We start from the raw sequence: 18494 nt of genomic DNA, 5'->3' as shown, positions 1-18494 counted from the left end.
CGGCGGGTGGCGATCACGCTACCGTCGGCAAGCGGCCGGCCTTCAGACGGCGAGTCCCGTGTCGGCGCCGGCGTTGATCGCGCGCACGAAGTCGGCCGGCGTTTCGGCGTCGCCGAGGACTCGGACGTCGACGCCGTCGGCCGCGAGCTCGGCGGCGACCTGGGGTCCCGTCGCGCGCCAGCCGATGGCCAGCGCGACGAGATCGGCCTCGACGGTCTCTTCGGCGGCGGTGTCCTCGTCGGCCGGGCGCCAGCGCACCAGACCCGGCTCGATTCCGACGACCACGGCGTTGGTGAGAACGCGAACCCCGTCGTGGCGCAGCTGTTTCACCAGCTCCCGCCGCGTGATTGCCTCGATGCCGCGGCCGATGCTGCCGCGCATCTCGACGATCGTCACCTCCGCGCCCCGGGCGCGCATCAGCTCCGCCGCCTCACAACCGGTCGCGCTGCCGCCGACGACCACCAGCCGGGTCCCGGCCGCCACGTCGATCTCCCCGCGTAGTAGCCGCTGCGCGTCGTGCACGTCCGGCCCGTCGATGCCGGGCACGGGCGGCACCCACGGAACCGCGCCCGTCGCCACGACCACGACGTCCGGCCGCTCCTCGGCCACCGTCGCCGCGGAGACCGGTGACGACGTGCGGATCTCGACGCCCAGCTCGGCCAGCCGGCGCGCCTGGAAATCCCGGAACCGCAACACTTCCCGCTTGCTCGGCGCCGCTCCCGCCACGGACAGCTTGCCGCCGAGCGCGTCGGCGGCCTCCCACACCGAGACGTGGTGCCCGCGCAGCCGGGCGATCCGCGCGGCCTCCAGCCCCGACGGCCCGGAGCCGACCACCAGCACGTTTCGCGCCGCCGCGGCCGGCTCGACGGACCACGTGAGCTCACGGCCCACCTCCGGGTTCACCGAGCAGCGCGCCCGCTCGCCCCGCCCGACCAGGTCCACGCAGGCGTTGCACGCGATGCACGGGCGCACCTCGTCCAGCCGGCCGGCGCGCACGAGGTCGGGCCAGTCCGGTTCGGCGATCAGGCCGCGCCCGAGCAGCACGAGGTCGGCGTCGCCGGAGGCCACGATCTCGGCGGCCAGCGCCGGGTCGTCCAGCCGGCCGACGGCCATGACCGGCACGGACACGGCTTGGCGCACGGCCTGGACGAGCGGGCGCATGTGGCCGCGCGGCACGGCCATCGGCGCCAGCGTCTCGTGCAGGGTCAGCCAGGTGCCCGAAGACACGGAGATCGCCGCGACGCCCGCGTCCTCCAGCAGCTTCGCCACCGTGACGGCGGAATCCAGGTCGAAGCCGCCGGGTTCGGCGTCGGTCCCGTTGAGCCGCCAGACGAGAGGGAGGTCGACGGCCGCGACGATCGCGCGCGCCACCTCGAGGGAGAACCGGGCGCGGTTTTCGAGCGGCCCGCCGTAGCCGTCGGTGCGCAGGTTGTGCCGGGGCGAAAGGAAGTTGGACGGCAGGTACCCGTGGGCGCCGTGCACCTCCAGGTAGTCGAAGCCCGCCTCGGCCGCGAACCGCGCCGCCCGCGCGTAGTCGGCGACGATCCGCTCGATCTCGGGCCCGGTCAGCTCGTGCGGAGTGGGCGCGGCCGAGTTCAGCGGGACCGGCGACGGCGCCACGGACGGGCCGGCCACGACCTGGCGGCCCGGGTGCATGAGCTGCACGCCGACCACGGTTCCGTGCGGGCGCACCGCCTCGACGATCCGCCGCAGCCCCGGCACGTACTCCGGCGCGCACAGCCGCGGCTCGGGCCCCACCGTGTCCGCGGAAACCAGGCAGCCCTCGACGGTGATCGCGCCGACGCCACCCTCGGCGCGGCGGCGGTAGTAGGCCACGGTGTCGTCGGTGATGTGGCCGTCCTGGTCCAGGCACGTGCCCATGGGCGCCATCACGAGCCGGTTGCCGAACGTCAGCCGCCCCACCCGAACCGGCGTGAACAACACGTCCGGCGCGCTCACCGGAGGATCCGCAGCGCCGCGACGGGGCAGGCCTCCACGCCCATCTCCGCGGTGTCCTCCTCCCCCGGCGGCACCTCCTGCTCCGCGGCGACGCCCGAAAATCCGTTGTCGTCGAGGGGGAACAGGTCCGGGTCGATGATGTAACACTGCGCGTGGCCCTGGCAGACGCCGGGCACCTGGCCGATCTTCACGCGGTCCTCCCGGCGCCGTGCGTGACGGGGAGCGTCTCCATGGCTCGCGACGCCAGGCTCGCCTTCCACTGTGGATCGCCGGCGAGCGCGAGCCCGGGGATACGGGCGAGGATCCGGCTGACCGCGATCCGCGTCTCCATCCGCGCGAGCTGCGCGCCGATGCAGGCGTGGATTCCCTTGCCGAACGCCAGGTGCGGGTTGGGCGCTCGGCCGAGGTCCAGGGAGTCGGGGTCGGTGAACTTCGCCGGGTCGCGGTTGGCGGCGGCCAGCACGAGGTGGACGCGTTCCCCGGGCGAGATCGTCCGGCCGCCGACCTCGGTCTCCGCGACGACCCAGCGGATCAGGACCTTGATCGGCCCGTCGAACCGGAGCAGCTCCTCGACCGCGGGCCCGATCAGCGCCGGATCCTCGCGCAGGCGGTCGAGCTGGTCCGGCCGCCGCAGCAAGGCCAGCAGGGAGTTGGCGATGGAGTTGGTCGTGGTTTCGTGGCCCGCGAACAGCAACAGGGCGCACATGGCCACGAGCTCGTCGTCGGAGAGGTGGTCGGCGTCGCCGTCGTGGGCCATGAGCGCGGAGAGCATGTCCTCACCCGGGTCGGTGCGGCGCTTCGCGATGAGCTCGCGGATGTAGGCGTCCATTTCGCGCAGGCCGCGCAACGCCCGCTCGTGGCGCTCGGCCCGCGCGGTGCCGCCGGCGCCGAACGCGACCAGCGCGAGCTCGTCGGACCACTCGCGGAAGCGGTCGCGGTCCTCGGGCGCCGCGCCGAGCATCGTGGCGATCACGGTGGTGGGCAAGGGATACGCGATGTGCTCGATCAGGTCCTGCGCGCCGGAGTCGCGAAGGAAACCGTCGATGTGCTCGTCGACGATCCGGGTGATCATGCCGTCCATCCGCGCGATCCCCTGGCCCTTGAACGCGCCCGCGGCCAGCTTGCGCAGCCGGGTGTGCGCCGGCGGGTCGGAGACGACCATCCAGCTCGCCATCAGCCCGAGCACCGCGGTCGTCGCCTCCGGTTGGCCGGGCCGCTCGGCGCGCGCGGCGAGCAGCGGCCGCACCCGGTCGCTGGAGAACGCCTTGTTCTGGAACGCGGCCGAGACGTCGTCGTAGCGCGTCAGCAGCCACGCGCCGTGCTTGTCGCTCCAGTGCACCGGGTCCGCGGCACGCAACTCGCGGAGCACCGGGTACGGGTCGGCGCTCGCCGAGGGCTCGAGCAGGTCGTCGGGGACGGCGTGATTTTCGGCGGCAGTGTGATTTTCGGTGACAGCGGGGTTTTCGGTGGCAGACATGAGTGTCCTCTCAGGAGCCGGCGGCGGCCGGCTGCGCGAGGCCGCGGGCCAGCCCGAGCCGGTCGCGGACGATCCAGCCGCCGATCCGGCCTCCCGCGACGGAGACCAGACCGACGAGGTGCAGGGTCGCGGGCGTGCCGACGGCCGCCTCGCCGCCGTCGGGACCGAGCCCGCCGGCGTAGGCGCCCGTGGCGGTGATCCGGAACGCGACGTGCTCGCCCGCGGAGAACAGCTCGTCGACACTCGACGTGACGTCGGTGAGCAAGGCGGGCCCGGCGTCGCCGTCGTCGAAGCGGATGGCGGCGGAGTCCTGGGGCTGAACGGCCCCGCCGGCCGCGATCCACTGCCGCACCAGGGATTCTGCCGCGGGGTTCGCCGGTTCGGCTTCGGTGTCCCACGGCGCCGACGCGGGCGCGTCGACCGGCGGCGGGTTCCCGGAGCTCAGCTGACGGCGGCGGGAGAGGTAGTCCTGTTCGACGAAGTTCGTCTCCAGCCGGCGGCCGTTCCAGCCGTACAGCCCGATGCCCGTCCACACGGCGACGCGCCCGTCGCGGGCACGCCGGCCGTGCTCGGAGAATCGCAGGGCCAGTTTCCGGCCGTCGGTGACGATCGAGTGGACCGTCAGGCACAGCCCGGGATACTGCTCGAACTGCCGCTGCGCCGCCGGGATGTACGCGTCGTCGCGCCCGGCGACCTCGTGCGGGCCCATGCGCAGGACGTAGCCGGGTTCCATGATCTCCGCGCACACGGACACGTCGTGGCGGTTGGTGTAGTCGTTGACGTAGCGGCGCATCAGCGCCACGAAGGGATCCGGGCGGGCGATCATCAACGGCCCTCGAACTTCGGCGGCCGCTTGCCCAGGAAGGCGGCGATGCCCTCCGCGGCGTCGGCGGTGGCGTGCAGGGTGGTGAGCGCGGCGGTCGAGTGGTCGAACTCGCCGCGGTCGACACCGCGGTTGACCAGGTTCTTGCCGCTGGCCACGGCGAGCGGGGCCATCGCCGCGAACCGCCCGGCGAGCTCGCGCGCGGCGCTCATCAGCTCGGCGGCGGGAACCACCTTCTGCGCCAAGCCGATCCGCAACGCCGTGGCCGCGTCGACCCGTTCGCCGCCGAACATCATGAGCTTCGTCCAGTGCCGCCCGATGACCGACGGCGCGCGCAGCACCCCGAACCCCGGCACCAGCCCGACGCCGCACTCCGGCATCCCGAACGTCGCCGTGTCGGCGGCCACCACCACGTCGCACGCCAGGGCCAGTTCGCACCCGCCGCCGAGGGCGAACCCGTTGACGGCCGCGACGATCGGCAGCGGCGACTCCTCCACCGCGGCGAAGGTGCGCATGCAGTCCTGCTGGAACTCCCGTTTGGCCACCAGGTCGGTCAGGTCGGCGAAACTCGCGATGTCGCCGCCGGCCGAGAACGCCTTGTCGCCGGCGCCGGTGATGATCACGGCGCGGGTGCGGCCGTCGGCGGCCAAGTGGGACAGCGCTTCCCGCAGCTCCGGCCAGAATTCGCGGCCCATCGCGTTGAGCTTGCCCGGGGTGTCCAGGGTGAGCACCGCGACCGCACCCGGGCCGTCGCCGGTGTCGTCGACCTCGACGCGCAGGGTGCGGGCCGCGGCGGGATTCCAGGTGCTCACGCAAGTCCTCCCGAGGTGATCTCAATGCTCGTCGCGATGACCTCCCGCGTGCGGGCGGGCTCGATGACGTCGTCCAGCGACAGGTGCGCGGCGGCCTCCCACGGCTCGGCCTCGCTGATCCACTCCTCGGTCAGCTCGACGACGAGTGCCGCGTGCGCTTCGGGCCCTTCTTCGGCCAGCACGCGTTCCAGCCGGCGCCGGTGGATGGTGCGGATGCCGGTCTCGGGCGCCATGAACCCCAGCTCCGCACTGGGCCACGCGTAGAGGAAATCCGGTTTGGTCGGGCGCCCGCCCATCGCGAAGTGCCCGCCGCCGTAGGCCTTGCGCAGCACCACGCCGACCTTCGGCACGGTGGCCTCGGCGATGGCGGACACGAGCCCTTCGTAGCCGTGGAGGATGCCACCGCGCTCGGCCTGGGTGCCGATCATCAGGCCGGGCACGTCGTGCAGGAACACCAGCGGCAGGCCGAACGTGTCGCACAGCTTCACGAACGTCCGCTCCTTCGCCAGCGTCGGCGGCTCGAGTGCCCCGGCCCGCACGATCGGCTGGTTGCCGATGAGCCCGACCGGCCGCCCTTCGATCCGGGCCAGGGCGCACAGCAGGCTCGGCCCCCAGCCGTCGGCCCACGGCAGCACACTCGCCTCGTCGGCGATGCACGCGAACACGTCGCGCATGTCGTAACCCGAGCGCGGGCCGAGGGGCACGATCGACTCGAGCTCACGCGGGTCCCGGGCCGGCGGCCGCGGCGGCGCGAGCGGCGGCTTCAGCGTGGAATTCTGCGGCAGGTAGGAGAGAAACGCGGCGATGGCGTCCATCGCGTCGGCCTCGGTCTCCACGACGAGGTGCGCGTTGCCCGCTTCCGTCGCGGCGGCCGGGCCGCCCAGCTCGGTGTCGGTGACCTTCTCGCCGATCGCCGGCTCCACGACCGACGGACCCGAGAGCGCGATCGACCCGCTGCGCACCATCACCACGAAGTGGGCGGTCGAGGCGTGCAGGGCGGAGTCGCCGTAGCTCGGGCCGAGCACGGCCGCGGCTCTCGGCACCACCGGCTGACCGGGCGGGGGCTTGAGGAACGTGGTGAAGTCCAGGGGAAGACCGGAAAACCGCCAGCCGGAGACGTCCGGCATCCGGCCGCCGTCGGCGTCGCACAGGAGAACGAGGGGGAATCCGTGGCGTTGCGCGTGCTCGATGAGCCGGCCCTGCTTGCGCATGCTGATGGGCGCGGTCGTGCCGGCCACCACGGAGGAGTCGATGCCGATCACGCCGATGCGCCGGCCGTCGAGCAGGCCGAAGCCGGTCACCACGGCGTCGCCGGGAATCGGCTTCTCCCGGCGCAGCTCCGGCAGCGCGAGCGCGCCGATCTCGAACCACGAGCCGGAGTCGACGAGCAGCTCGATCCGCTCCCGCACGGGCAGCCGGCCGGATTCCCGGTGCCGGCGCAGGCCTTCCGGCCCGCCGCTGGCGTGGGCCGCCGCCTGCTTCTCGCGGAGGACGGCGAGCCGGTCGGCCATCGTGACCTCGGCCGGTTCGGCGGTGTCGTCACCCGAGTCGTCGCGCACGGTGCTCCTCGTCGTCACGGGACCTCCCCTGGCCGGGATCGGGTGGTCCGTCCCCGGAGCCGACCCTAGACTATCAGACGACTGGTTGGTAGACAGTTCTCCACGGGGTGCTCGTCGTCCGCGACGGAACCCCCAAGACGGGTGTGCAGCGACACCACGGACGTGAGGGAAACCGACATGCCAGAGGCGACCGTCCTGGTGGCGAACCGCGGTGAGATCGCCGTGCGCGTCATCCGCGCGTGCCACGAACTCGGCCTGCGGGCCGCCGCCGTCCACAGCGACGCGGACGCCGGCGCGCTGCACGTCCGGCTCGCCGATGAAGCCCACCGGATCGGGCCGCCGCCGGCACGAGCGTCCTACCTGGACATCGACGCCGTGCTGGGCGCGGCGAAGGCGGCCGGCGCGCGCCTCGTGCACCCGGGTTACGGCCTGCTGAGCGAAGACGCCGCGTTCGCCGAGGCGGTCACCGCGGCGGGGCTGACGTTCGTCGGGCCGTCCGCGGCGGTCATCGCGCGGATGGGCGACAAGGTCGCGGCGCGCGCGGTGGCGGAGAAGTGCGGTGTGCCGGTGCCGCCGGGCACCGCGGATCTCACCGTCGAACAGGCGGCGGCCGAGGCGGACCGGATCGGGTTTCCCTTGGTGGTCAAGGCTTCGTTCGGCGGCGGCGGGCGGGGCATGCGCGTCGTGACGTCGGCCGACGGGCTCTCCGAGGCGATGGCCGCGGCCGCGCGGGAGGCGGGCGCCGCCTTCGGCCGGCCGGAGGTGCACCTGGAGCGCTACCTGCAGCCGGTGCGCCACGTCGAGGTGCAGGTGTTCGGCGACGCGCACGGCACGGTCGTCCACCTCGCCGACCGGGACTGCTCGGTGCAGCGCCGGCACCAGAAGCTGATCGAGGAGGCACCGGCGTTCGGCCTGCCGGACCGCGTGCGGACCGCGCTGCGGGAGGCGGCCGTGGCGCTGGCGGGCGAGGTCGGTTACGTCGGCGCGGGCACGGTCGAGTTCCTCGTGCTGCCGGAGACCGGCGAGTTCTTCTTCCTGGAGATGAACACCCGGCTGCAGGTCGAGCACGGCGTGACCGAGCTGGTGACCGGCCTGGACCTCGTCACGGCGCAGCTGCGGGTCGCGCTCGGTGAGCCGCTGCCGTTCACGCAGGACGACGTGGTGGTGCGCGGACACGCGATCCAGGCCCGCATCGCGGCGGAGGACCCGTCGGCGGGCTTCCGGCCGGCGCCGGGCACCGTGACCGGTCTGGCGTTGCCGCTGGGGCCAGGAATCCGCAACGACTTCGGCGTCGAAGCCGGCGACGCGGTGCCGGCGATGTACGACTCGCTCTTCGGCAAGGTCCTCGCCCACGGCACCGATCGCGACACCGCACGGCGCCGGCTCGTGGGCGCGCTGGGCGAGCTGCGGGTCGCGGGTCCGCCGACGACCGCGCCGTACCTGCGCACGATCCTCGAATCGGCGTCGTTCACGGAAGGCAGGCACGACACGGGATCCGTCGAACGCGAGTGGGTGCCGGCCGCGGCTCCCCCCGGTCCCGCCGCTCCCCCCGATCCGCCTGCCGCCGCGACGAACGCCGTGCCCGCCCGGCTGGTCCGGATCGCCACGGACCGCGGTCCGGTCGAGATCGCGGTCTACGGGCGCGCCGCGCGGCCGGGAGTGGTTGCCGCGCTGTCGGAACGCCCGGCGCGCGACAGCGGATCCGGCAGCACCGCGGGCGCGACCGCCGGCGGACCGCCGACCGCGCCGATGGACGCCACCGTGGTCGAGGTCCGGGTCGAGCTCGGGCAGGAGATCGCCGCGGGTGACGTCGTCGCGGTGCTGGAGGCGATGAAGATGGAGATGCAGGTGCGCACCGACGTCGGTGGTGTCGTCGGGACCGTCCTCGTCTCCGCCGGCACGTCCGTCGCCGCCGGGGCTCCGCTGATCACGCTCGGCTGAGCCCGGCGGTCACCGCTGCGGCGCGGCGACGATCGGGACGTCCGGGCCGCCGCCGTCGACGAGGATGCGTTGCGCCGTCAGGTAATCGGCGTCGGCGGAGGCGAGGAACGCCACCACGCCGGCCACGTCCTCGGGCCGCGCCACACGGCCGAAGGGGTAGCGCGCGTCGAGGTCGGCGATCGCCGGCGCGCCGGAGGCCGCGACGAGCCGCTCGCCCATGTCGGTCGCGACCAGGCCGGGCGCGACGATGTTGACGCGCACGCCGTGCGGCCGCTCCTCGTGCGCCAGGGTCCGCGCGGCGGTCTCCATCGCGGCCTTCGCCATCGTGTACGCGGCACCACCCGCCGGCGTGGTCTCGACGATCGCGCTCGACACCACGATCACGTCACCCCGGGCCGCGGCGCGAAGCCCCGGCAGCAGGGCCCGGATCAACGCGAGCGGTCCCAGCGTGTGCACCCGCAGCAGCCGCAGGTACTCCTGCTCCTCGGTGTCCGCGATCGGCGTGCCGCGGCTCGCCGTCCCGGCGTTGCTCACGAGCAGGTCGACCGGGCCGAGGTCGGCGCGGACCCGCTGCACCATGGCGCCGACGGCGGCCTCGTCGTCCACCGAAGCGCGGTAGGCGACCGCGGTCCCGCCCTCGGCCGCGATCCCCGCCACGACCTCCTCGGCCGCGCCGGCGTCACGCCGGTAGTTGACCGCGACGGCGGCACCGTCGGCCGCCAGCCGCGTCGCGATCGCGCGGCCCACACCGCGCGAGCCGCCGGTCACCAGGGCGATGCGGCCCGCCAGCGGCGTGGCGTTGCGGGACATCGGAAACTCCTCGTCGTCGATCGGGCGGTCAGAGGCGGGTCGCGGCGTCGAGCCGGACGACCTCGCCGTTGAGCAGCTCGTTTTCCATGAAGCTCGTCACGAGCCGGGCGAAGTCTTCGGGGCGGCCCAGGCGTTTCGGGAACACGTGCAGGTCCATCAGCGCGGCGCGGCGCTTCTCGTCGGCGCCGGCCAGCATGCCCGTGTCCATGATCCCCGGGCACACCGTCATCACGCGGATCCCCCAGATCGCGAGGTCCCGCGCGAGCGGCAGGGTCAGCGCGACCAGGCCGCCCTTCGACGCCGAATACGCCGCCTGCCCGGCCTGCCCTTCCAGCGCGGCGGCCGACGAGACGTTGACGATCAGCCCGCGTTCGCCGTCGGGCCCCGGCTCATTGCGCGTCATCACGGCGACGGCGTGACGCAGCACGTCGAACGCGCCCACCAGGTTGATCTCCAGCGTGCGCCGGAAGAGGTCGAGCGGGTGCAGCTCGCCCTTGCGCGACAGCACCCGCGCGGCCGGGCTGATCCCCGCCGCGTTCACGCACACGTCGAGGCGCCCGAACCGCTCCGCGACCGCGCCGACCGCCTTCTCCACCGCCGATTCGTCTGACACGTCGGTGGGCACGAACAGCGCGGCTTCGCCCAGCTCGGCCGCGAGCTCGGCGCCGGCCGAGCTCGCCAGGTCCAGGATGCCCACCCGGCCGCCCCCGGCGACCAGCCGCCGCGCGGTGCCGGCACCGAGACCCGACGCACCGCCGGTGACCAGGCCGACGGACCCTTCGATCCTCATGCAAACGCCTTTCCCGCCATGGTTGTCTCCTGCAAGTCGTTGCCGTCCCCAGATTTCCGGTCAATAGCGCATCGTCCCGGCGAACGCGTCGAGCCGCCGCCCGAGCACCGCTTCGGCCGCCGTGATGCCCGAGCGCGCGGCCTTGTCGATCCCGATGCCGCGGGCGCGCGTCGTGTCGCCGGTCAGCCACAGGCCTTCGACGCCGCGGACCTCGGTGTCGGGCCGGACCGGACCGACGAGGCCCGGTTTGGTGATCACGCCGTAGCTGGTGACGACGTGCGGCTTCGTCCACAGTGCACCGCGCGCCGCGGGCAGCATCTCCTCGATGTCCTCCCACAGCTCGGCGAACTTCCGGTCGAGCCAGGCCCGGTCGCCGTAGTGGGTGGTCGCGTCGAACGAGGCCCCGACGCACGTCAGGTACTCCCCGGCGGGTGAGACCCCGCCGTCGTAGCCGGTGAAGTTGAGGGTGAAGCCGGGCAGGCCGCACCGCGGCGTGGACAGGAACGAGGCCATCTCGCGCTCGGTCATCGCGATCACCGGCTCCTTCGCGGCGATCCAGTAGCCGATCCAGCAAGCGCGGTTCCGGTTGGCCGCGAGCATCCGGATGCGCGCCGCGAGGTCCCACGGCAGCACGTCGTCGTCGAACAGCCGCAGCAGATCCCACACGGGCGCCGACACGACCACCTGCGGCGCCTCGATCTCCTCGCCGTCGCGCAGCGTCACGCCGCGCACGGCGCCGTCGCGCACGTCGACCCGGCGGACCGGCGCGGACAGCCGCAGCTCACCGCCATGGGCCTCGAACGCCGAGACCATGTTGTGCCACAACGCATCCCAGCCGCCCAGGGGCCAGAACGAGTACCCGGCCGTGCGCCGCGTCGAGTAGTGCAGCTTGCGCGTGCAGAGGTTCTCCGACGCCGAGTGCTCCCACGGCCGCAAGGTGATCTGCTCCAGCACGGAGATGGCTTCCCACACGGTGTACACGCCCTCATCCGAGGTGTACTGCGCCATCCACTCCCGCAGCGAAGCGTGGTTCCAGTTCTCCAGCTCCTCGTACGACGTCTCGTTCAGCGCCTGGATGCACCGCTTGAGGCCCTGCTTCGCGCGGCCGGCGTACTGCTCCTGGATCGGCGCCCAGCCCCGGCCGTTGGTCCAGAACGGCATGGAGTCGCTGCGTTCGGAGTGCACGAGGTCGAGCCCCATCAGCGCGCACACCCTCGTGAGCGAGTCGCCGGGATCCTCGACGAGGTGGCTGCCCAGGCCGAGCTGGTGTCCCCGGTACCGGTACTCGCGCGCCCGCCCGCCGAGGTACGCGTGCTTTTCCAGCAGCAGCACGCGTTGGCCCTGCTCGGCCAGCAGCGACGCCGTGACCAGGCCGGACACGCCGGCACCGAGCACGATCACGTCGTAGGACAAGATCCCTCCTCCAGCCGGGTGTTCACGGGGCGACCACGTCGGCGACCGCCCGCAGCGGCGCGTCGAGCAGTTCGAGCACGGTCCCGTCCGGATCGCGCAGGTAGACCACCCGCACCGGACCCCACTGCTTCGGCCGGTTCCACAGCCGCTCGCCGCCGGCCGCCTCGGCCCGGGCCAGGGCGGCGTCGACGTCGTCGACCCGGATGCCGAGGTGCGGCAGCCGGGCCGCCGGCTCCGGCGCCGCACACCACTGCGGCGCCGGCTCACCGAACTCGAACAGCTCGATCCCGCTGCCGTCCGGGAACCCGAGCAGGGCGACCCGCACCTCGCGGTCGGTGTTCATCGCCAGCGCGGCCGCACCGGGGTCGAGCGTGAACTCACCTGCGAGCGGTTCGGCGCCGAGCTCGCGGTAGAAGGCCACCGCCCGCTCCAGCTCCGCCACGCGCACGCCGAGGTGGTGCAGTCCCGCCGTCACACCGACCGGCCGCGGTCCGCCCAGTACGCGCGGCGCAGGTCGCGCTTGAGGATCTTCCCCGTGGGCGCCTTGGGCAGAGCGTCGACGAACTCGACGGACCGGGGCTTCTGGTAGGACGCGAGGTGCTGCTTCGCCGTGGCGATGATGTCGGCCTCGGTGGCCGTCGTCTCGGGTTTGAGCACCACGAACGCCTTCACCGCTTCGCCCCACTCGTCGTCGGGCACGCCGATCACCGCGCACTCCAGCACCGACGGGTGCTTGTTCACCGCCTCCTCGACGTGGATCGAGTAGATGTTCTCGCCGCCGGAGATGATCATGTCCTTGGCGCGGTCGACGATGAACACGTAGGACTCGGCGTCCCAGGTGGCGATGTCGCCGGTCCACATCCAGCCGTCGCGGATCGTGTTCTCGGTGAGGTCGGGCCGGTTGAGGTACCCCAGCATGTTGGCCTCGGACCGCACGATGATCTCGCCCGCGGTCCGGCCGTCCTTCGGCACCTCGCGCCCGTCCGGGTCGACGACGCGGACCTGCGTGACGAAACCCTCGCGCCCGCACGACATCAGCCGCTCCGGGTGGATGCCGCGCACGGCGTCGAGGTGGTCCTCCTGCGACAGGAAGCACATCGTGGTGCCCTCGGTCTGCCCGTAACCCTGGATCAGCGTGCAGGGGAACTGGTCCAGCGCCGCCTTCACCACCGATGAGGGCATGGGCCCGCCGCCGTACTGGATGTTGCGCAGCGCCGAGATGTCGTAGGAGGAGAAGCCCGGCACGGCCATCATCCAGTTGAGCATCGTGGTGATGCCGAGGAACGCCGAGACGCGCTCCTCCTGGATGAGCTCCAGCGCCGTGCGCGCCTCGAAGTTCATCAGCACCAGCGGGCAGCCGTGGCGGTGGTAGTTCATCGAGAGCACCACCGGGATGTGGTACATCTGCCCGGTCAGCATGTAGACGTCGGTCGCGACGATGCGCTCGGCGACAGTCTGGTTGAGCATCCCGAACGACACGCTCGTGTGGCTGTGCAACGCGCCTTTCGACTCGCCGGTGGTGCCGCCGGTGTAGAGGATGAAAAACGGGTCGGCGTCACCGACCGACGACGACTGCACCGGCTCGTCGGTGCTGCTGCGGGCCAGCAGGTCCTCGTAGCTGCCGTCGCCCGATTCCCCGTACTGCAGCCAGTTCGGCACGTCCACCGCGGCCTGCAGCTGCTTCGCGGTGTCGAGCCACTCGTCGGAGGCGATCACCGCCTTCGGCGCCGCGTCGGCGACGATCCGGGTCAGCTCGCCCGCTCCGAGCCGCCAGTTCAGGGGCTGCGTGACGAGCCCGGCGCGCCCGGCGGCGTAGTACAGCTCCTGGTACTCGATCGAGTTCTTCGCCAGGATCGCGACCCGGTCCCCTTGCGACAGACCCAGACCGCCCTCGCCCGCCAGCCCGTTGGCGAGCCTGCGGACGCGTTCGTCGAGCGTTCTCCAGTCCATCCGCCGGCCGCTCGGGGCGTCGACGATCGCGTCCCGGGCCGGCGTGAGCGCCGCCCACTTCTCCGGGATCCGTCCGATGTTGACCATGGGTGTCCTCTGGTAGGTGCCGGTGCGGGGATCAGTACGGCAGGTCGAGGTAGATGTGCCGGGTCGCGATCAGCCAGCGGTCCCCCTGCTTCACCAGCTCGTCGCGGTACCAGCCGCTGGAGAGCACGCGCACCGCGCCGTTCTCGATCGAGAGCAGGGTGAGGTTCGCGGTCGTCGCCGCGCTGTCCGGGGTTTCCTTGGTGAGCACCAGGTTCGACAGGTTGTGCCGACGCTGGTCGGTCTGCGCGGCCAGCGAGTCGGCGTGCAGCTTGCGGATCGCCTCGCGGCCCTCGAACGGCCCGATCGGGTCGCCTTCGCGGCCGATCTGCATGGTCATCGTGGCCGTCTCCGTGAACTGATCGGCGATCAGGTCGACGTCGTTCTCGTCGTAGCCCCAAGAAGCCTTGCCCAGGACGTTTTCGATCTCGGCGCGTGCGGTCATGCGGGTGCCTCCTCAGGCGGCGTGAAGGTCAGGGGCAGCGAAGTGGGGGCGGGGGTGAACACGCCGCGCTCGGCCGTCACCTGCTCGGCGCCCGAGAGGTTCGGCAGGAAGGCCATGATCGAGCTGTACCAGCGGTGGCGGCTGCGGACATCGGCGTCCTCCATGACGTCATCGTCACTGACTAACGGCCGTTTGGTAGCGGTGAGATTAGCACCACACCGGAGCCCCAACAAGGGTCTGTCAACCAACCGTTTGACAGTGAAGATCGGGCTTGCCATGCTGCGGACAGGACTCGCCCAGGGAGGCTGCAGTGCACGACGACGGCAGGCCGGAAGGCTTCCCCCGAACGGCCCTGGCCTGATGAGCCGCGCGCTCGTCGTCGGCGGCACCGGCCCGACCGGTCCCCCGATCGTGGCCGGGCTGCTCACCCGCGGGCACGAGGTGACGGTGTTCCACACCGGCCGCCACGAGGTCGCGGAACTGCCGGACGTGCCGCACGTCCACGGCAGCCCGTTCGAGGCGGACGACATCGCGCGTGCCGTGGGCGAGGGCGGGTGGGACGTGGTCGTCGCGACCTACGGCCGGGTCCGGCTCATCGCCGACGCGGTCGCGAACCGCTGCGCACACCTGGTCGTGGTCGGCGGGGTGCCGGTCTACCAGGGTTACGTCAACCCGGGTTCGCGTTTCCCGTACGGCGTGCAGCTGCCCGTGCGCGAGGACTCGCACCCGCTCGTCGCGCCGGACGAGCCGCGCTTCGCCGGCTACAGCACCGGCCCGATCCGGCGCACCGAAGACCACGTTTTCTCGTTGGGCACCAAGGGTTCCTTCGCCGCGACCTACCTGCGTTACCCGACCGTCTACGGGCCGCGCAACCCGTATGCGTGGGAGTGGAACGTGGTGCGCCGCGTGCTCGACGGACGGCCGTGGCTGGTCCTCGCCGACGGCGGGCACGGCATCCACTCCCGCGCCGCTGCGCGCAACGCGGCCGAGGCCGTACTGCTGGCCGTCGACCGGCCGGCGATCGCGGCGGGCCAGGCGTACAACGTCGCCGACGACGACCTGCTCACCGTGCGGCAGTGGGCGCAGCTCGTCGCCCGCGCCGCGGGCCGCGACCTGGAAATCCGGTCGCTGCCCCGGGAACTGCCCAACCCCGGCCTCGCGGTGTCGGCGTTCGGCGGCCAGGAATCGCCGACGTCCATTGTGGACATAACCCGGCTGCGCGAGGACCTCGGCTACCGCGACGTGGTCTCGGTGCCCGACGGGATCGCCGAGACCGTGGAGTGGATGCTGGCGAACGAACCGCTCCTGCGGGCGTCGGGCACCACGGACCCCTTCGACTACCCGGCCGAAGACGCCTTGGTGGCCGCCTACGAGCAGGCGCTGGCGAGTCTCGCCGCGCTGGCCGCGCCGTTCGGGGCGGGCATCGAGCGGATGGACATGGTGCAGACCGCGAAAGGCCGCGCCCTATGACGCCAGCACCTGGCGGCGCACGTCGCGGGTGTCGTACCAGGTGGCAACTTTCGCGATCCGTCCCGCGCGTAGGTCGAACACGTCGAGTGCAGTGAAGACGATCGGCCGGCCGTCGCGCAGGCGGCCCGTGAAGTCGATCTCCGTCACGACGGCGTCGCCGGCTTCGATCCACCGCGTCACGCGGTCGTCGTGCTCGGCATAGCCCGCGAGGAGCTTCGTGAAGTGCGCGATCGCCGCGTCCCGGCCGACGACCGGGGCCGCGCCGACGGTGTGGATCTCCACGTCGCCGGCGAAAACCCCGGCCAGCTCGGCGAACCGTTCGGCGTTGATCGCGGAGAAGTACGCCTCCACCGCCGCCCGGCTCACGACCCGACCAGCTTCTTCAGCTCCGTCATCGCCTGGAACGACCACCTCGCCAGCGACGGGTCGCCGAACGCGGTGATGTTCCACATGACGAGGTGGCGCAGCCCGGCCTCGCGGTACTCCGCCAGCTGCTCGGCCACCTGGGCCGGGGTACCGCAGAACGCGTAGTGCCGCACGACTTTCGGCGGGATCGCGTCGATGATCCGCAGCGACTCGGCCCGCGACACGGCCGTGGGGATGAAGTCGTGGAACCCGGATCCGCCCGGGCGGGCGTCGAGCGGCGGTTCGACACCGAGGTCGCGGAAGACCTGTGCGGGCAGCAGAACGCACAACGCGCGCACGAGTGGCGCTTCGGTGAGCCGTTGCACGGTCTCCTCGTCGGGCCCCATGAGCAGGTACCCGAGCATGCCGGGCGTGATCGCCCCGGGATCACGGCGCGCGTCCTGCGCCGACTGGCGGATCGTGGTGAGCGACTTGGCGTACTCCGCGGGTGACATCTTGGTGGGCAGCCACCCGTCGGCCTTGGCCCCGGTCAGCTCCAGCATCCGCGGGCCGTGCGCGGCCGTCCAGATCTCGGGCGCTTTTCCTTGGTAGGGCTGCAATCCGAGGACGGCGTTCTCCAGGGTGTGGAACTTCCCGGCGTAGTCGACGGGTCCGTCGGCCTCCCACAGCAGCCGCATCACGTCGATGCCTTCGCCCAGCTTCGCGACGGGCTTGTCGAACGACATCCCGTACGGCGAGATGTTGAGCCGTTCCCCCGAGCCGAGCCCGATGATCGCGCGGCCCTTCGTGACGTGGTCCAGCGTCAGCGCACTGGCCGCGGCCATCGCCGGGTTGCGCCGGATCAGGTCGGTGACGACGACCCCGACCTTGATCCGCTCGGTCTGCGCCCCGACCACCCCCATCATGATCAGCGGGTCGAAGTACGCGTGCGGGTTGGGCTGCACCGCGGCCAGCGGCGTCAGATCCTCGGTCCACATGGTGTCGGCGTGCCAGCCCATGAGGTGGTCGGGCCACCACACGGCGTCGAAGCCCTCGGCCTCGCTGCGGCGCGCGAACTTCACCGCGGCGTCCGCGGGCGGCATGATCTGACCGGGCACACCGAGCTGCAGACGCTCCACTCAGTACCTCCATCCATCGCCGAACGTCGGGATCCGCGCCCCGAGGTAGTCCTCGACGCACGTGAGGGCGGCGCGGGCCGCACGGTCGGTGCCGACGCCACGGCTGCGGAAGGTCTCGCTGGCGAACCACAGCCCCTCGACGTTGGGCGCGCGCCAGTGCGGCCGGTACTTCCCGACCAGGCCGGGCATCTGGATCACGCCGAAGCTCGGCTCGAACACCAGGTGCCGGCGCCGCCAGACCGGGTTCGCCAGGCCGGGCCACATCGTCTCGACGTCGCGTTCGAAGGCCTGCATCGTGGCGCGGCACCATTCGCGGTCGCGGCCCTTCGCGCCGGGGATGATCGCGCCCAGCACGTGGAGGTGCGTGCCTTCGGGCGAGCACGACGGGTCCATCGCCGACTGGTCGAACATGAACCCGGAGCAGTCCGTCGACGGGGTCGCGGTCCACGTCGAGAGCTCACGCGGGTCGAACCGCGTGACCGGCTCCTCCGTGGCGAGGTAGAGGCCGAGCCAGGCGATGCGGAACTTGTCCTGCGCCAGGAACTCGATCTGCGAGGCGTACCACTCCGGGAGCACGCTGCGCGGCACCACGTTCAGCACGTGCCACACCGGCAGCGTGGAGATCACCGCGGGGGCCTCGAGGATCTCCTCCTCGAAGAACTCGTTGGGCAGCACCTTCGGCTCGCGCGCGACCGCGACGCCTTGCACCGCACCGTTTTCGACGATCACGCGCTCGACCGAGGTCCCCAGCCGCAGCTCGCCGCCGTGCCCGGTGATCGCGTCGGCGAGGTCGCGCCACAGCCCGTCCCAGCCCTGGCCGGGCCAGCACGAGTAGGCGGCGGTGTTGCGCTCCTCGTAGTGCATCTTGCGCACGTACAGGTTGTCGCTGGCGGAGTGGTCGTACCAGTTGTCGGTCATGCACTCCAGCACGGAGATGTACTCGAACAGGTCCACCACGCCCTGGTCGGAGGTGTGCTGGTGGATCCACTCGCGCAGCGGCCGGTCGTCCCAGTCGTCGAGTTCGGAGTACGGGGTGTCGGCGAGCGCCTTGACGACCTTCTTGAGCTCCGCGCGGTCGGTGTAGCGGTCGCGGATCGAGCCCCAGCCCGACCCGTTCTCCCAGATCGGCATCTCCTTGCTGACCTCGCCGTGGATCAGCTCCTTGCCCACGTACTCGAACACCTTGGTGAGGCCGGATCCGCCGTCTTCGATCAGGTGCCCGCCGAGGTTGACGGTGAACCCCTCGTCCGGCACGGCCATGGCTCGTCCGCCCAGATACGGGCTGCGGTCGAGCACGACGACCCGTTTGCCCTCGCGCGCGAGCAGCGCCCCCGCGCACAGGCCGGCCGCGCCCGCCCCGATCACCACCACGTCGTAGCTCGACACGGCATCACCTTTCTTCGCCGCAGTCGCGTTGAACGCACTGTCGCGGCTGGGTTTTCCGGCTTGTCCACCATCGAGTAAGCGCGCTAGTTTG

18 protein-coding genes are annotated in these 18494 nt (G+C 72.2%); 2 read left to right on the top strand and 16 right to left on the bottom strand.

Going from position 1 to position 18494, the window contains the following annotated elements; translation table 11 throughout:
* Positions 1-42 precede the first annotated feature (42 nt).
* The 6 genes from AB0878_RS18400 to AB0878_RS18375 are packed head-to-tail and all read right to left on the bottom strand — an operon-like array spanning position 43 to position 6648.
* Positions 43-1959 (bottom strand): FAD-dependent oxidoreductase, encoded by a 1917-nt coding sequence (locus AB0878_RS18400; RefSeq protein ID WP_366581247.1) that lies wholly within the window; start codon positions 1957-1959, stop codon positions 43-45.
* Complete coding sequence (locus AB0878_RS18395) at positions 1956-2150, bottom strand: ferredoxin (RefSeq protein WP_366581245.1); 195 nt, start codon at positions 2148-2150, stop codon at positions 1956-1958. The genes AB0878_RS18400 and AB0878_RS18395 overlap by 4 nt, the downstream gene beginning before the upstream one ends.
* Positions 2147-3436: a cytochrome P450 gene (locus AB0878_RS18390; RefSeq protein ID WP_366581244.1), complete on the bottom strand. Its 1290-nt coding sequence runs from the start codon at positions 3434-3436 to the stop codon at positions 2147-2149. The genes AB0878_RS18395 and AB0878_RS18390 overlap by 4 nt, the downstream gene beginning before the upstream one ends.
* Positions 3437-3446: 10 nt before the next feature.
* Positions 3447-4262 carry a nuclear transport factor 2 family protein gene (locus tag AB0878_RS18385; protein ID WP_366581243.1) on the bottom strand — a complete coding sequence of 272 codons (816 nt, stop codon included), beginning with the start codon at positions 4260-4262 and terminating at the stop codon, positions 3447-3449.
* Positions 4262-5071: an enoyl-CoA hydratase/isomerase family protein gene (locus AB0878_RS18380; RefSeq protein ID WP_366581242.1), complete on the bottom strand. Its 810-nt coding sequence runs from the start codon at positions 5069-5071 to the stop codon at positions 4262-4264. Before AB0878_RS18380 ends, AB0878_RS18385 begins: the two co-directional genes overlap by 1 nt.
* Positions 5068-6648, bottom strand: coding sequence for a carboxyl transferase domain-containing protein (locus AB0878_RS18375; RefSeq protein WP_366581240.1), 1581 nt, complete (start codon positions 6646-6648; stop codon positions 5068-5070). Before AB0878_RS18375 ends, AB0878_RS18380 begins: the two co-directional genes overlap by 4 nt.
* 159 nt (positions 6649-6807) lie before the next feature.
* Here AB0878_RS18375 and AB0878_RS18370 point away from each other — a divergent pair, with 159 nt between their 5' ends.
* Positions 6808-8571 (top strand): biotin carboxylase N-terminal domain-containing protein, encoded by a 1764-nt coding sequence (locus AB0878_RS18370; protein WP_366581238.1) that lies wholly within the window; start codon positions 6808-6810, stop codon positions 8569-8571.
* Between the two features lie 9 nt (positions 8572-8580).
* On the opposite strand, the gene AB0878_RS18365 is transcribed toward AB0878_RS18370, so the two are convergent.
* The 7 genes from AB0878_RS18365 to AB0878_RS18335 are packed head-to-tail and all read right to left on the bottom strand — an operon-like array spanning position 8581 to position 14227.
* Entirely contained in the window at positions 8581-9381 is an 801-nt protein-coding gene (locus AB0878_RS18365) for an SDR family oxidoreductase (RefSeq protein WP_366581237.1), read from the bottom strand.
* A gap of 28 nt (positions 9382-9409) precedes the next feature.
* Positions 9410-10171, bottom strand: a complete 762-nt coding sequence (locus tag AB0878_RS18360) for an SDR family NAD(P)-dependent oxidoreductase (RefSeq protein ID WP_366581235.1) — start codon at positions 10169-10171, stop codon at positions 9410-9412.
* Between the two features lie 60 nt (positions 10172-10231).
* Complete coding sequence (locus AB0878_RS18355) at positions 10232-11584, bottom strand: FAD-dependent oxidoreductase (RefSeq protein ID WP_366581233.1); 1353 nt, start codon at positions 11582-11584, stop codon at positions 10232-10234.
* A gap of 22 nt (positions 11585-11606) precedes the next feature.
* Positions 11607-12059 (bottom strand): VOC family protein, encoded by a 453-nt coding sequence (locus AB0878_RS18350; RefSeq protein ID WP_366581232.1) that lies wholly within the window; start codon positions 12057-12059, stop codon positions 11607-11609.
* Positions 12056-13621: an AMP-binding protein gene (locus AB0878_RS18345; protein WP_366581231.1), complete on the bottom strand. Its 1566-nt coding sequence runs from the start codon at positions 13619-13621 to the stop codon at positions 12056-12058. The genes AB0878_RS18350 and AB0878_RS18345 overlap by 4 nt, the downstream gene beginning before the upstream one ends.
* 31 nt (positions 13622-13652) lie before the next feature.
* Positions 13653-14063 (bottom strand): nuclear transport factor 2 family protein, encoded by a 411-nt coding sequence (locus AB0878_RS18340; protein ID WP_366581229.1) that lies wholly within the window; start codon positions 14061-14063, stop codon positions 13653-13655.
* Positions 14060-14227, bottom strand: a complete 168-nt coding sequence (locus AB0878_RS18335) for a hypothetical protein (RefSeq protein WP_366581228.1) — start codon at positions 14225-14227, stop codon at positions 14060-14062. The genes AB0878_RS18340 and AB0878_RS18335 overlap by 4 nt, the downstream gene beginning before the upstream one ends.
* A gap of 196 nt (positions 14228-14423) precedes the next feature.
* Between AB0878_RS18335 and AB0878_RS18330 the strand changes: the two genes are divergently transcribed.
* A complete protein-coding gene (locus AB0878_RS18330; RefSeq protein ID WP_366581226.1) occupies positions 14424-15533 on the top strand; it encodes a hypothetical protein in 1110 nt (369 codons plus the stop codon).
* Here AB0878_RS18330 and AB0878_RS18325 read toward each other — a convergent pair.
* The 3 genes from AB0878_RS18325 to AB0878_RS18315 are packed head-to-tail and all read right to left on the bottom strand — an operon-like array spanning position 15528 to position 18403.
* A complete protein-coding gene (locus AB0878_RS18325) occupies positions 15528-15899 on the bottom strand; it encodes a nuclear transport factor 2 family protein (protein WP_366581224.1) in 372 nt (123 codons plus the stop codon). The two genes, AB0878_RS18330 and AB0878_RS18325, sit on opposite strands and share 6 nt — an antisense overlap.
* On the bottom strand, positions 15896-17017 hold the full coding sequence (locus AB0878_RS18320) for an LLM class flavin-dependent oxidoreductase (RefSeq protein WP_366581222.1): 1122 nt from the start codon (positions 17015-17017) through the stop codon (positions 15896-15898). The genes AB0878_RS18325 and AB0878_RS18320 overlap by 4 nt, the downstream gene beginning before the upstream one ends.
* A complete protein-coding gene (locus AB0878_RS18315; RefSeq protein ID WP_366581221.1) occupies positions 17018-18403 on the bottom strand; it encodes an FAD-dependent oxidoreductase in 1386 nt (461 codons plus the stop codon). It abuts the gene before it with no gap.
* Positions 18404-18494 lie beyond the last annotated feature (91 nt).

The sequence above is a fragment of the Amycolatopsis sp. NPDC047767 genome, assembly GCF_040704195.1.
GTDB lineage: Bacteria > Actinomycetota > Actinomycetes > Mycobacteriales > Pseudonocardiaceae > Amycolatopsis.
The sequence above is the reverse complement of the archived record's forward strand: the minus strand, read 5'-3'. Positions and strand labels throughout refer to the sequence as shown.